The following is a 12,831-nucleotide window of genomic DNA, read 5'->3' as shown; positions in this document are numbered from 1 at the left end:
AATGCCAAGCTCGTGTTCACGCTGTTGTTAATTCAAGCCCGGCGCTGATCGTCTGAGAACGCATTGACAGCGTAAGTGGCAAGCGTTCTATTCGGAGCATGGGGGCACAGCGATCCCCCCACGAGGCGACATGCCCAAGTATCGCGTCCCGTTTTTACGAGGGCGCACGTATGTCTGTACGTCTCCGTCTCATCAAAAGACTTATCAGAGCTCAGCCGCGATGCATCGTGTCGCCGGAGCCGCTTTGCGCGGCCCAAAAGTTTCGGGCGTAATATAGGAGAAAACTATGAAACATCCCCTTACAGTATTCACGCTGGGCGCCGCGCTGTTGCTGTCGTTGCCGGCCCGCGCGGCTGACATTGACTGGAAGAAGGTGGATGCAGCCTTAGGCAAAACCGCCGCCGTGAGTGGTGAAGTTCACCGCTATGGGCTGCCACGATCCGACCTCCACGTTACGCTGGACGGCATCGCAATCAAACCGGCATTAGCGCTCGGCGGATGGGTGGCTTTCGCGCCGATGCACGGCCAGGCGATGGTCATGGGCGATCTCGTCCTGCTCGAGACCGAGATTACGCCGGTCATGACCAAGCTGCTCGACAGCGGATTGGAGATCACGGCCATCCATAATCACATCCTTCGCGCCTCTCCCGCGACGTTCTACATGCACGTCGCCGGTCACGGCGATCCGGAGAAGATGGCCGCTGCGATCCGCGCGGCTCTGTCGGTGGGAAGCAAGACACCGTTCGATCCGCCCGCTGCGACGGCGGGGGCAGCTCCGACGATCGATCTCGACACCGCGAAGCTCGACGAAATCATGCGGGCCAAGGGCACCGCGACCGGCGGCGTCTACCAGTTCGGCATTCCGCGACGCGAGCCGGCCAAAGAAGGCGGAATGCAGGTCACCACCGCGCTTGGCGGCGCCAACGCCATCAACTTTCAGCCGACAGGCGGCGGTAAAGCGGCGATAACAGGCGATTTCCTGGTGACTGGCAACGAGGTCAATCCGCTGATCCGGGCGCTGCGGTCGGGCGATATCGACGTGACGGCGATTCACAGTCACATGCTCGGCGAAGAGCCGCGGATGTTCTTCATCCATTTCTGGGCCAATGACGACGCTCTGAAACTGGCGCGCAACGTCCGCGCTGCGCTCGACAAGACGGATGTCGCGCAACATTGACCGATCGCGGGAATACGAACGATGGGCCCACGATCCACAATGCACTGTTGCGGGCTATTCTGACTGTCGGTCGCTATTGTCCGCGCTTGGCACTTTCCGCACGTTCCGAAGCGGCCCGACTATGTCAGGTCATCGCGGCAAAGCAGACTTCGCTACTCGCGCGCCGAAGTCCGAAAGTGGCCGTTGCAGACATTCTACGTGTCTTCTGTGACTTCTTCTAGCCGACCTTCGCAGAAGCGCTTGGGGGACGCGGCCCGCTCATGCGGAAGCGCCGATTTCACAGACCCGAATGATCTACGGGAGGTAGCTCTGACAGAACTCCAGATAGTCCTGACCGGGTTGGATGGATGTCGGTGACAGGGATAGATCAGGTTCATCTGCTGTTCCGGCAAGGGATGCTGTGATAGTAGCGGTGCCAAGCGCTTCTCTCGAATGGCCCGGCTGCGAGGAAAGGTGCTCAGCGCGCTCCCGCCACACGACCGCGCGGGAACGTCGACGAATTCAACGGCTGATGCTGCTACAGGGCCGGAGCCGCACAACCGATGCCGTACTTGCGATCACTAGGCCGCCACCGGTCCGGCACACCCCCGGGATTACGCCGCGATCGAGATCCGCCAACACGTCCGCCCGGACGACGCGATTGCGCCCTCGATGTTTGGCCGCATAGAGAGCCTGATCGGCCATGCGCATGACCTTGGCCAGGTCCGTTTCACCGTGGCATTCGGCCAGCCCGATGCTGATAGTCACGCAAGCCGAAGTCTCTTCGTTTGAGATTTCCTCGGCGGCGCAGGCCTGCCGAAGCTCTTCCGCATATTGCGCGGCGCGCTCCTTGGATATCCCGGTCATCAGAACGGCAAATTCCTCCCCGCCATGCCTTGCCACCAGCATCCGTCTTCGCACGGCGAAGGAGCGCAACACCTCCGCGATCGCGATGAGCACCTTGTCTCCGAACTCATGCCCGAATTGGTCGTTGATCGCCTTGAAGCGGTCGATGTCGCACATCAGCACGGTGGTTGGCAGGTTCGCATCGCGCGCCTTGGTCAGGGCCGATTCGGCGGCTTGGTCGAAGCCCCGTCGGTTGAGCAGCCCGGTCAACTGATCGGTGCCGGAAATTCGCTGCAGCTCGGCGCGCGTCAGCGCCAGCTCGCGCATCATCAGCGCGGACCGGTAGCTCAGGCCTGCCGTCAGCAGCCCCGAAATGATCATGCTGATCACAAGCGACGATTTGGTCACGAAGCCGGTGCGCACGAACGCATCCGGATCGGCTCCGAATTGCAGGAGGCACAAGGACAACGTCAAGACGATGGTCAGGCCTACGCTCACGGCGGAGCGAGCCGCGGTGTGGCGCAGCGCATCCGTGTGCGTAATGATATCGGTAGCCATTGGCTCTGCCGTCGTAAAACGACCAGCATGAGCTCCTTCAACTTCACGGCAGGTTAAGACACGCTTTGGTCCGGAGACACCGTTAACGCCAGCCTAAGGACGAAGCTCAAATTGCTGATATCGCCGCCTCGGCGTCCACTTTGTTGCGAGTCATTCGTGCTGCATTCGATAGTACAGACGCACCTCACCGCCCATTGGCATGCAGCGCGATGTGCGGCAAATGCGCCCCGCATCCGCCATCCAACTCAGCTGGTGTTGTACCGTTGAGCGAGCGTACATATCGAGCTGCTCCCAAATTGTGCTTGCCGCTGCCGCATTGGCTTCCCAATGGGAACAACGTTCAACAGTTTGTCTAGATCGGGCTCGGTCATGCCACGTTGTACCTGCGGAATTCGGCCACCCGTGCCCGGTAATACTCGCGGTAAAGGAAATCGAGTAGCCACATGATCGCCCCCCGCTGTCTGATCGAGGTTCTTGATATCAGGCCTTCGTTTCCGAATGTCTTCGTGGACTCCAAAATGGTTTCGTGAGCTCTGCACCATTGTTTCGTTGGGAGCACGACGACATCTTCTCACACTGCCGCAATGCCAGAGGGGTTGGACCATTGGCGACCTGCTGGACGGCACCGTTTCAGGACGGACGTTCTCGGGCTGGTTCGCGGATCCGTCGGGGTAGCTCACCAGCACCTTGAGGATGGTACCGAAAGTTCACTGCCCGCCTAGGCTGGACAAGGGGGCCCTTACCGCCCAAGCTTGCCGAGATCTTCCGTGGGAGCTCGCGGCGAACGTGGCGAGCGTTGCCCAAAGCTGTCGATGAAGACCGGGATGGATAATCAAGCTTTCAGATCGAACTGGCTGCGCAGCCGATCGGCAATGGCTTCGATCATGTCGCAACGATCCGCGTCTCGCTGCGGCCCGTCCCTCATGATCTCGACTTTCCATGAATCTTCGTGCGGCACGACCGAGATGGCCAGGTCCGTCGGCCAGTCGCTTATGTCCTCCATCTCCAGCCTGATGGCAGACTCCAGTTCTTCGCGGGTTTTCGCCGGCTTCTTCAAGCTGTTTCCTTCGCCGCGCGGAAACGGGACCACCGCCTTTGACTGTCCCTTTAGCTGTCCGCTACAGGCGCCGTACTCAAACGGCGGGCGATGCTCCAAAGGGACAAAGACATCGTCGCGATAATGTTCCGTCCTGGCGCTACCTGGCCGTCGGGCCTGCGGTATTGAGAAGCTGCGAGACCGCCGTGACCAGTTGCGCGGGCGCAAAGGGCTTTTGCAGCAGGATGCTGTTGGGGACGCCTTGTGACGTCCATTCGTCGGCGCTTGCACCAGTCATGTAGATCACCGGGAAGCCCGCCTCCATCTCCCTAACATGCCTCGCCACATCCCAGCCGCCCAGCGCCCCCTTCAAATTGACATCGGTGACGAGCGCGCGATAGGGCGCGACCTTGCCCCTGAACAATGTGAGCGCCTCCTCCCCGGAGGACAGGATGGCAGTCTCGAAGCCGCCTTCCCGCAGCGCTTCCTCGACGAGGCCTTGCAGCGGGTATTCGTCCTCCACGACGAGGACGAGAGGTACATCCGACACGTTTTCCCTCATGGCAGGGCATCTGGAGCCGACGCAATGGTACGCAGGCGGCTTATGTACAAATGTGAACCCAAGGAAAAGTTCCGCATCGCGTGAGATTGCGGCGTGTCTCGGGCGCGACGATGCCACTCTCGTCGGCAGGCCCGCCGGCACCCGTGCGCGCCGGATCAGCCCCGCGCGAAGCGCTTCGCGCAGGCCACCGCCTCCCGCGCTACCTCGCGCGCTGGCCGCCGCTACGAGCTCGGCGAGCGCGCCTTGGCGAGGGCCTGCTCGCGACGGCTGCCGCTGGAGACCTTATCGTGCTGCTGCTGTTGCGTCCGTTCCACATCGGCGATGACGTCGCGGCGCGCGATTTTGTTACAAGCGCCGCAGAGCAGCCCCGCCTTTTTTCCGCCACTCCTGCTTTCGGTTCTCATCGGGCACTCCGGCAGATCGCGGAATTCTGATAATGGCCAAACGATGCATTACTCCTAGTGAGCAGCACGTTGTTTTACTTCATACCGTAACAATCATCGGAAGAAGACACTAATGGCGCGTTGACGGGGCTTCGAGGACTTGGCTGATGTCAGGCTCCTCAAGCCCATCAGCACCGACGCACTCGCACGGCATGCCCGCGCCACATTGACAACCCAGCTCTTCGCTCCAAGCCCGCTTGGGATGATTTTCGCATACCCATCCTACTCCGAAGCAGGTCCGACAATCAGGATTGATCCTTCCGAGAAAGTCCTTTGAACGAGCTGGCACGCAGTAACCCCTCCGATGTGAGGTCTCGGTACTCAACGTCAGCGAAGAACTTCGGTTCAACCCATGTCGCCTTCGGCTTCCTAATTGCCTTGGTTAGCTTTGACTTGGGGCTGACCACTGTGTCGAGTTGCTTCCTGATCTGGCTTGAGACAGTGCGAGACCATCCAGTCCCGACCTTACCCATGTAGACAAGGTCTTTGCCTTCCTGCTTGCCGAGATAGAGCGCGGCAACGCCTGTCGGGTCCTTCACAAAACCCACGACGGGAAATTTCTCCCGCTGGACAGTCTTGATCTTCACCCATGCTTCGCCCCGCTCCGACTTGTACGGAGCATCGGCGCGCTTGGAGATGATGCCTTCCCAATTGAGCTTCGCAGCGTGCTCAAACATCTTCTGCCCGTCTCCGGTGAGGTGTTCGGAGTATAGCACGGGCAACTCGACATCGTTCTCCCCGAGAACATCGAGCAGCAGTTGCTTGCGTTCGATTTGCGGTCGCCTGCGAAGGTCTCCGTCGCGCCAGAGGAGGTCGAAAGCATAAAAGACGAGTCGATCCTGTCTGCCCGCGGCGAGTTCGGCTTGAAGTTCGGAAAAGTTAGTACGGCCTTCATGAACTACGACTATCTCGCCATCGACGATGGCTTGTCCCGCAATATCGAAGGCACCAGCAATGACCGAGAAGCGTTTGGTCCAGTCCAGCCCGTTGCGGGTGAAGACCTTCTTTCGCCCTCCATCTATGTGAACCTGAACGCGGTATCCATCGAACTTGATCTCATGAAGCCACTGATCGCCCTTCGGCGCCTTCGACCTCAGCGTCGCAAGCTGGGGCTTAATGAAGCCCGGCATCTGAATACGCTTTGGCAATAACTCAACTCACAAAAAAGCCCGCCGGAAAGCGGGCATTCTTGCGCAGTTCTCAGAAATCTCGAACAATCAGGGGACGTGATCCTTCCTGCCACCACCATGCCGTAGGGCTTGTTGAGGAAGTAGTCGCGGTTGCCGAGCGCCTTCTCCGCGTACTGGTCGATCGCGACCGTGATCGCCTGGACGTGCTGATAGCAGTAGCCTTCGCGCGTCGCTAGTTGCCGGGCTTCCGCGAGGGCCTTGTGGAAAGGAGGCGGGTTGGGATCGTCCTGGAAGTAGCTCACCACTTCCGTCCTCCCAGCACCCTGCCTTTTGGCATTGGCAGCTCCGCACAGCCGGTCGCGGTCGGCGCAAAGGCGATCAATCTTGTCGAGCATCCTCTGGAGGAGGGCTTCGGCCGAAGCCGTCAGCATTTGGCAAAGTCCCGCTGTTGCATGTGGCTGAGCAGCTCCCGCAGCAACGACCACGACGACCTCCGATAGTGCGGCCTCTGAAGCTCGACTTCAGAGGCTTCCTGCTCAAACGCCTTTCCCAGACCCTGACGGGGAAACCCCAGGCGAATTCGGCAGCCCATTCATAGCGCAATAGATCATTTTCAAATGGATATGATGAAGTTATTTCCGCAATGCTCGATGCAATTGAGCACTGCGCGAGGAAGCCCAGATCGACCGGGAATGGCGGACGGTTTCGATCGCTGACATGCGGGACGCTTATGACCTGTTAACGCGCAAGCTCGCGCGCGACGGCACTGATCCAGAGCTTCAAGGAAAGGTCCTCATGATCTCATGGGTCTCGACGGCGAGATCAGCGATCTGCAAAGGTTGATGGCGGAACAAGTGACCGAAGACCTGATCACCGAAAAACTAGGAGCCATCGTGACGATGATCGGCCACCTGCGAAAATGAAAGCGTCCGTAGGCACGCCGACCATCGGGGTACCGGATTTGCACGGGCATCAGCATTAACGAAGTCTTAGCGGTAGCCGTGCCGATCATGCGGGGCGCTGATGACAGGATTCCTCCGATGCTCAAAGACGGCACTTACGCGGCGTGGTTCAAGACCCCGCTCGGCCAAGGCACGGGCATCGCCCATCTCGCAGACGGGAGAATCTGGGGTCGTGATAGCATCATGAGCTACAGCGGCACTTGCGAAGTCGACGGCGATCGATTCACCGCCATCATAACGCTCAAACGGCACACCGAAGGGCATGCAACCGTCTTCGGTGCCGATGACCTCACGCTGAGGCTTCAGGGAACGTGCTCCGACAAAATAGCCAAGTACGTCGGCACGGCAGAACAGGTCCCGGGTGTGCTCCTGGAAAGAACGCTCATTCTCAGCGAAGAAGCGCCGAGCGCACCAAAGCCAAGCGCGCCGCCAACTTTCAATCCCGATAGAACTCCCAAAACTGCCGAAGCGTTCCCGCTGATTGAATGAAGGTTTTGTCCCGGACCTGATCGAACGTCGGGGGAAGCCGCACCGCGAATTTCTCGCGCGATGACACGCAAAGGAATCAAGCGAGCATGGGAAAGTTCCCGAGACTCCGGCAGCAATTCTGTCCAGAGACGTTTGCATTCGACAGCCACTTGAGCGGCTTGCCGTCCGGCATGACCATCAATTCTTCGCAAAAGTCGGCCATCGGGGATCGGACGCTGATTGTTGTTTACAGATGCTTTGCCTGCTCCGCCTTGAGGCCGCTGTCCTTGGGTATCCCAGCAGCATGTTCTCGCCAATGAGTCCCGTCTTTAATCCCATCAATGACCACCATTATGCGAAGATCAGCAGATTGAGCCCATCGATAACTCTTCCTACACCTCCGAGGAACAATCCTAGCGCGAGAATGATGAGCTGCCCGAAATGCACCTCATCCATTTCGAGGTCCGGCATCATACTCATCGCGTGTTCTATGACGAGGCAGCTTTCCATTGTCCCCTCGGCCCCCTATTGCGGTTCAAGCCACGCCTAATCAGAAATCGTGTGCAAATACCCGTTTTTGGATTCGGGGGGCTCGCGGGTGGAGCTTCGGGTTATGACATGTTGGAGCTTCTCAGCCGTCCCTTCAATCCGACCGACGCAAGCTCCAACCGATTGAAGCATAACCTTTCCTCGCGCAACGGCCCTCGAACCTGATTTCATCCCCATCAAGGAGAAACCCTCGGCGCTCTCCCTTTGGGAGCGTGATGGGTCGTGTGCCAGCAAGCGTTAATTCCAGCAGGCTGCTCAGTTCGGCTTCGGTCGGACCTGAGATCGTACCGGTTCCGATCAGATTTCCGGATATCAAGTTGCAGCCAATGTCTTCCACATCTCCATCCTGATCGCGGACTCGAGTTCTTCGCGCGTTTTTGCCGGCTTCTTCAAGCTGATCTTTCATCGCGCGGAACGGACCACCGCCTTTATCCGCGCGAGCGCATGTTTTGAGCAACGGACATGAGCCTTTGGCTATCCGCTACAGGCGCCGTTCTCAAACGGCGGACGATGGCTCAACTAGTCAAGGGCGTTGCCGCGATAATGTCCAACGGTCGATTACTTCGCCGGAGGCCTCAAAGGGATGTCGGTCCACTTGCGGACGACCAGATTGCGCATCCAGCCGAGCTACACCCGATCAGGCCGGCGCGCAGCAGCGCGCGCGGCATCGTGGAATCGTCTTACGCGCTCTAGATCCTTGGCGTGAGTGCCTTCCCGGTCCGTCCTTGTCTTCGAATCCACGCCAGCCGGCCAAACCATGCTGATCGCCTGCGCAACGTTGTCCGGACCTAGTCCTCCGGCAAGGACGACTGGGGTGCCGACCGTTTCAACGATCCGTCGGCTGATGCTCCAATCATGCGGGACGCCAAGCGCGCCAATCTGCTTGTCCGAGAAGCGGTGGCTATCCAACAGAAGATAGTCCGCAAGGGCTTCATAGCTCCGAGCGATGCGGACGCTTTCCTCCCTGTAAACAGGCACGCTTCGCATGATTAAGCTGCCCGGCAGCGCCGCTTTAATGACGGCAACCTGAGCCGGATGGAGCAGTTCAGGTGCCGCCCCGAGGTGCACGACCGGGGGCTTCAACGTCCGCGCCCAATCGATGACCAAGCCAGTTCGCGCGGTGAGAAAGAGCGCCGAAAACTGCGCCGGAGCTGCTATCGCCGCCGCAATCTCCGCCGCCCGCGAGAGTGGCTGTTCGCGCGGAAACTCGCCGTCACCGACTAGAACGCCGACGTGATCAATTCCGATCTCCGAAATGGCCCGCGCTTCGTCGGGGCTTGAAATCTCATAGATTTGGGTCAGCATGGAACAAAACCTAGCTGCACTCTGACGATTATTGTAAGATGCTTGGCAGCACGACGTCAGCCAACCAGTATTCGAAACCAGAAGAGGACACCAGGAGTGAAGTCCACCACCATCTCATGGTGCTTCAATCCCTTCCCGCCCTTTACTGCACCTAGATCCCGGATCAGGCCGTAGCGCCCGCTGCTCATTCGAGCGAGTCGGCAATCCTTGAAATGCGCCAAATCAGCCGCGACCGATCATTCGCTTCGCTGGCTCTTCGATTTCGGAACGTTGTTATTTGGATCTGACTTAAGCCTCCGATGCTGCTCATGGTCATCGTCAGTTCCCATCGAACGAAGTCTTTCCAAGATCAAGTTCGCCTTGCGGACGGCTTCCTCCGCCAGCAACGGATTAACGGGTGCTTCACTCAGTATTGCGCTCATCGCCGAAGCTGAGATGCCGACCTGTTGCATTATTTCATACGTGGGCACGCCGCTCGCTACCAACTGTAAGACCCGACTCTTTCGTATTGTGCGCGGAGTCGTCTCAACATGAAGCCCGAGTTGGTTACGCAGAGCCTCGGCAGCTAACTGAACGACTCTCGCGGTTAACCGAGCTCCGCGCGTTCCGCGGAACAGCGGTGATCCATTCTCAATTTCGTAAGGGCAGACTTCTAGGTAAGCAGCGATGTCTTCGACAACGTGCGTTTCGACCGGAATCGTCCGCGGCCGTAAACTTCCCACAATGCTAAGCGTGTGCCGCACGAAACAAAAATGTTCGCGGTCGATTGCCAATGCCTCAGCAATCGTTAGGCTGTGGGCTGAAATCAATCGCAGAACCGCTCTGTTCCGCAGCGTCTGCCAAGTAATGCCCTGTTCATCAGAAGGGATCAGATTGTTGCAGTCTTCCTCTCCGGGAGTGTGTAACGAGCGCGGTGCAAAATCAATCAAATGGCTCACCAGCAAGGCATCACATCGAGCATACCCACACCGATTGAGAAATTTGGCGAACGAACGGAGCGCGGCCATCCGTACCATAATGGTCCGATCTACCGCGCCCTCCTCCAGCATCTGCTGCTGCATCTGCTCAAAGATTGCAGGCTCCAGAGATGATATTGTCCACACCGTGACCTCAGTGCCGCAGATTGCTTGTAGCGTTGCGATACAACGAGCAAGTGCCGGCGGGTAAGTGCAAAGCGTTGAATGCGACTTCTGCTGTTCTCTGAGCTGCGCAACCCAACGGCCAAAGTGCGGATCAAATCCGGGCAACTCAGCAGGCCTTCCGTCTTCGAGGAAGACCGCGTCGATCTGAGTAGCTGAGCCTCTTTCGAGTAAACTGCGTGACCGCACCGCTCACTCCCGACCTGTGTGCGACCGAACGAAAGGTGCCAAAATAAGTCGGCCACACCGCCGCCCAGCCTGCAGTATAGCATCGCAATGATATGCGAACAAAAGAGTCTTGCACTGTGCGGGCCGGCGACCGAAATCCAGCGCGATCGCCCTCGTTTCGCTGGAGGGCGCCTCGTCATCCGGCGGGTCTAGTCGCGTGCTGTCCTGCTCTGCCGCCGTTCCATTACACTGCGGTTATGATCTACTCTTACGCTTGCCCTTCTTCAGGTATTCCGCAATCGCCTCCTCGGCGAGTTCGTAGGCCGGCCTTTCTTGCAAAAGCGCGGCATGCTTAAGCTCCCTAATAATATCACCCGACAAGTAGATAAGAAGCTGACGGCGGCCGTCAGCTCGCTTGCGGACGCTAGAAGCGTCTTCTCGGGGCTTTCGCACCAACTCTCTCCTCGACAGATCGGCGGGGTCTCCAGATAGCCGACTATCTGTCCGCTAAATACCATCCCTCTCCCCGAGTCGAAAGCTGAATTTGGCGCAATTGGTCCGGCATTCCACAAGTTTCACCGCGGGCGATCTCCGTATAGATAGCTAGATAGCCAGCTATCTATTGACTCAACCGGAGCGGCTGCTTAGTGTTGTCCCACGGTCTCGGAGTATTCTAGGCTTATGCTGTTGTTGGCCCGACCGGCCGAGGAAGTAGGCACTATGGGGCGCAAGGAGCTGCCACCAAAAGCGGTGAAATCCCATCGTGGTCGCAGCCATGGTGCGCGGGCCAGCTTCGCGGAAGGATCCTCCCGTCGCAAAGTGTCGGCCGATGCCACCTCGCCGCGCCGGATCGAAGTAGCGATCAATTCCAGCCGCTCCCCGTCGTTACGCAACCTCGGCATTCAGCTTTCGCTTGATCCGTCCGTCCGCTCCATCAGCTTCGTGGAATCCCTCGCGCTTAATGGTAGCGAAGTTCCGGTTCGTATGATTGTGGCTGATAGGGACGATGGTCGCGTCGCCTACGACATCATCGACAAACGACCTCATCGAGATATCGACGCCGAAGGCCTGCTGCTGATTGCTCTTCAGCACTATGGGATACGCTTGGTCGAGATCGATAGCTCGGTGATCGATGCCGAGCCCCGTGCGGCCAATTGCCGGCGGATCTGGCGGTACCGCCACTACGCAGTCTCGGAGCCTGTCCTCGAGAAGGTCGTGTCCGCTTTGCCAGGACGCCGCCGTCTGGCAATCCGCGCTTTGGGTGCGATGGTCGGGCTGCGAGATCCGATGCCGACAGCGTGCGCGCTGATCTGCCGAGGTATAATCGAGGCCAACATTTCCAAGCCGCTGAGCCCCAACTCGCTTGTTACCCGCGCGGTCGGTCAAGTCGACCGCTCCGCCCGAATGCCGTTTCCAATCAACGGAAAGCCAAAGCGATGAACGAACCCAAGCGTTGGGAGCAAATGCTTGTCCAAATGTATCCGAGCCTCTTCGTCCGGAGCTTCCACGGTGCTCCCTTCGCACCCGGCTATCCCATATGCGGACCCGGTTGGCGCGATATCGTGGTTAAGTTGGTCGAAAGGATTTCACAAGCTGCCGCGAATTACCCCATACGCTTCATTCAGATCAGCGAGAAATGGGGCCGGCTACAGATTTATTGGACTAGCAAAGCAAGCCTACCTCAAGAAGTCGAGCAGGCAGTCGAGGAAGCCGTCGCACTGGCCGAGGCAGCATCAGCCTGCACCTGCGCAAGATGCGGCGCAGAAGCGCGCCTTTTCAGCGATGGCGGTTGGCTTCTCACGGCCTGTGCTGAGCATGCGCGTGGCGCACCGGTGCCTACGCCACTAGGTCATGCCAATGCCCATCTCGTTAGAGGATACGTTGAAACGGACATCCAGATTGTTCAGTGCCGGCATTATGACCGGACACTCGACGCTTTTGTGGACGTAGATCCGCGGCTCACTGACTGATCGCCATATGAGTCGCTGGGAGCACGCGAAACTCGGCTGAACGCCAAATCCGAGCCGTGCCCATGACGCGCGCGGTACTAAAATACCTCGAAATCAAAAATGTCTACCGAGAACTTGTATGTGGCGGCGGGCAGGCGTTGTTCCCGCGTGCTGCGACGCCTCTAATTGCCGACGCTCGCCCGAAGTGCACGCGACCGGAAAAAGCGCCGTCCCTCCCCAACCGTACCGCCAAGGATTCGAGGCTGTGGGTTTTTCAAGGATTCAAACGCCTCCCTTTGCTTGACCCGCTGCCGATAGCCCCGATCATCAAAGCCAAAATCAGGAATAGCGGGGGCAATCAGATCCTTGAAAACGCAGATCCTTGAAACGGTGGCGGGGATTTTCCTATTCATCAGATCCTTGAAAAACTGCTCTCAAGCAACTGACAATTCTGCCATTTTTTTATCTTTGCCCCCTTTTTAAGCTGTCCCTCAAGAGGCTAGACTGGCTGGGCTTGGTCGATCGGGGAGACCGCTAGTCGACCAGGTTGCGCCCGCGGC

The 12,831-nt window shown here is 58.5% G+C and carries 14 protein-coding genes; 6 read left to right on the top strand and 8 right to left on the bottom strand.

Translation table 11 applies throughout. The annotated features are described in order from the left end of the window. The first annotated feature begins 286 nt into the window (after positions 1 to 286). Complete coding sequence (locus tag ACFXS9_RS12505) at positions 287 to 1,177, top strand: DUF1259 domain-containing protein (RefSeq protein WP_392689219.1); 891 nt, start codon at positions 287 to 289, stop codon at positions 1,175 to 1,177. Positions 1,178 to 1,678: 501 nt separating this feature from the next. Here the strand turns inward: ACFXS9_RS12505 and ACFXS9_RS12500 are convergent. The 3 genes from ACFXS9_RS12500 to ACFXS9_RS12490 all read right to left on the bottom strand — a co-directional run bounded on the left by ACFXS9_RS12500 (position 1,679) and on the right by ACFXS9_RS12490 (position 4,146). Then, positions 1,679 to 2,425: a GGDEF domain-containing protein gene (locus ACFXS9_RS12500; RefSeq protein ID WP_392689216.1), complete on the bottom strand. Its 747-nt coding sequence runs from the start codon at positions 2,423 to 2,425 to the stop codon at positions 1,679 to 1,681. 967 nt (positions 2,426 to 3,392) lie between these two features. Then, positions 3,393 to 3,617, bottom strand: coding sequence for a hypothetical protein (locus ACFXS9_RS12495; RefSeq protein ID WP_247520298.1), 225 nt, complete (start codon positions 3,615 to 3,617; stop codon positions 3,393 to 3,395). A gap of 139 nt (positions 3,618 to 3,756) precedes the next feature. Beyond that, entirely contained in the window at positions 3,757 to 4,146 is a 390-nt protein-coding gene (locus tag ACFXS9_RS12490; protein WP_392689212.1) for a response regulator, read from the bottom strand. 299 nt (positions 4,147 to 4,445) lie between these two features. On the opposite strand from ACFXS9_RS12490, the gene ACFXS9_RS12485 reads away from it, so the two are divergent. Continuing rightward, positions 4,446 to 4,592 carry a hypothetical protein gene (locus ACFXS9_RS12485; protein WP_392689209.1) on the top strand — a complete coding sequence of 49 codons (147 nt, stop codon included), beginning with the start codon at positions 4,446 to 4,448 and terminating at the stop codon, positions 4,590 to 4,592. A gap of 254 nt (positions 4,593 to 4,846) precedes the next feature. On the opposite strand, the gene ligD is transcribed toward ACFXS9_RS12485, so the two are convergent. Then, a complete protein-coding gene (gene ligD / locus ACFXS9_RS12480; protein WP_392689206.1) occupies positions 4,847 to 5,731 on the bottom strand; it encodes a non-homologous end-joining DNA ligase in 885 nt (294 codons plus the stop codon). Next, on the bottom strand, positions 5,695 to 6,162 hold the full coding sequence (locus ACFXS9_RS12475) for a hypothetical protein (RefSeq protein ID WP_392689203.1): 468 nt from the start codon (positions 6,160 to 6,162) through the stop codon (positions 5,695 to 5,697). Before ACFXS9_RS12475 ends, ligD begins: the two co-directional genes overlap by 37 nt. Before the next feature lie 609 nt (positions 6,163 to 6,771). On the opposite strand from ACFXS9_RS12475, the gene ACFXS9_RS12470 reads away from it, so the two are divergent. After that, positions 6,772 to 7,182: a hypothetical protein gene (locus tag ACFXS9_RS12470; protein ID WP_392689200.1), complete on the top strand. Its 411-nt coding sequence runs from the start codon at positions 6,772 to 6,774 to the stop codon at positions 7,180 to 7,182. Positions 7,183 to 7,512: 330 nt separating this feature from the next. Here ACFXS9_RS12470 and ACFXS9_RS12465 read toward each other — a convergent pair whose 3' ends face one another. The 3 genes from ACFXS9_RS12465 to ACFXS9_RS12455 form a co-directional block, all read right to left on the bottom strand. After that, positions 7,513 to 7,641 (bottom strand): hypothetical protein, encoded by a 129-nt coding sequence (locus ACFXS9_RS12465; protein WP_392689197.1) that lies wholly within the window; start codon positions 7,639 to 7,641, stop codon positions 7,513 to 7,515. 696 nt (positions 7,642 to 8,337) lie between these two features. Next, positions 8,338 to 8,817 carry a hypothetical protein gene (locus ACFXS9_RS12460; RefSeq protein ID WP_392689194.1) on the bottom strand — a complete coding sequence of 160 codons (480 nt, stop codon included), beginning with the start codon at positions 8,815 to 8,817 and terminating at the stop codon, positions 8,338 to 8,340. A 434-nt stretch (positions 8,818 to 9,251) separates the two neighbouring features. Beyond that, positions 9,252 to 10,343: a tyrosine-type recombinase/integrase gene (locus tag ACFXS9_RS12455; protein WP_392689191.1), complete on the bottom strand. Its 1,092-nt coding sequence runs from the start codon at positions 10,341 to 10,343 to the stop codon at positions 9,252 to 9,254. 699 nt (positions 10,344 to 11,042) lie between these two features. Between ACFXS9_RS12455 and ACFXS9_RS12450 the strand changes: the two genes are divergently transcribed. The 3 genes from ACFXS9_RS12450 to ACFXS9_RS12440 all read left to right on the top strand — a co-directional run bounded on the left by ACFXS9_RS12450 (position 11,043) and on the right by ACFXS9_RS12440 (position 12,657). Beyond that, complete coding sequence (locus ACFXS9_RS12450) at positions 11,043 to 11,762, top strand: hypothetical protein (RefSeq protein WP_392689188.1); 720 nt, start codon at positions 11,043 to 11,045, stop codon at positions 11,760 to 11,762. After that, a complete protein-coding gene (locus tag ACFXS9_RS12445; protein ID WP_392689185.1) occupies positions 11,759 to 12,292 on the top strand; it encodes a hypothetical protein in 534 nt (177 codons plus the stop codon). Before ACFXS9_RS12450 ends, ACFXS9_RS12445 begins: the two co-directional genes overlap by 4 nt. 62 nt (positions 12,293 to 12,354) lie before the next feature. Further along, entirely contained in the window at positions 12,355 to 12,657 is a 303-nt protein-coding gene (locus ACFXS9_RS12440) for a hypothetical protein (RefSeq protein ID WP_392689182.1), read from the top strand. Positions 12,658 to 12,831: the final 174 nt, after the last annotated feature.

Source organism: Bradyrhizobium sp. RDI18 (assembly GCF_043203335.1).
Lineage (GTDB): Bacteria > Pseudomonadota > Alphaproteobacteria > Rhizobiales > Xanthobacteraceae > Bradyrhizobium > Bradyrhizobium retamae.
The sequence above is the reverse complement of the archived record's forward strand: the minus strand, read 5'-3'. Positions and strand labels throughout refer to the sequence as shown.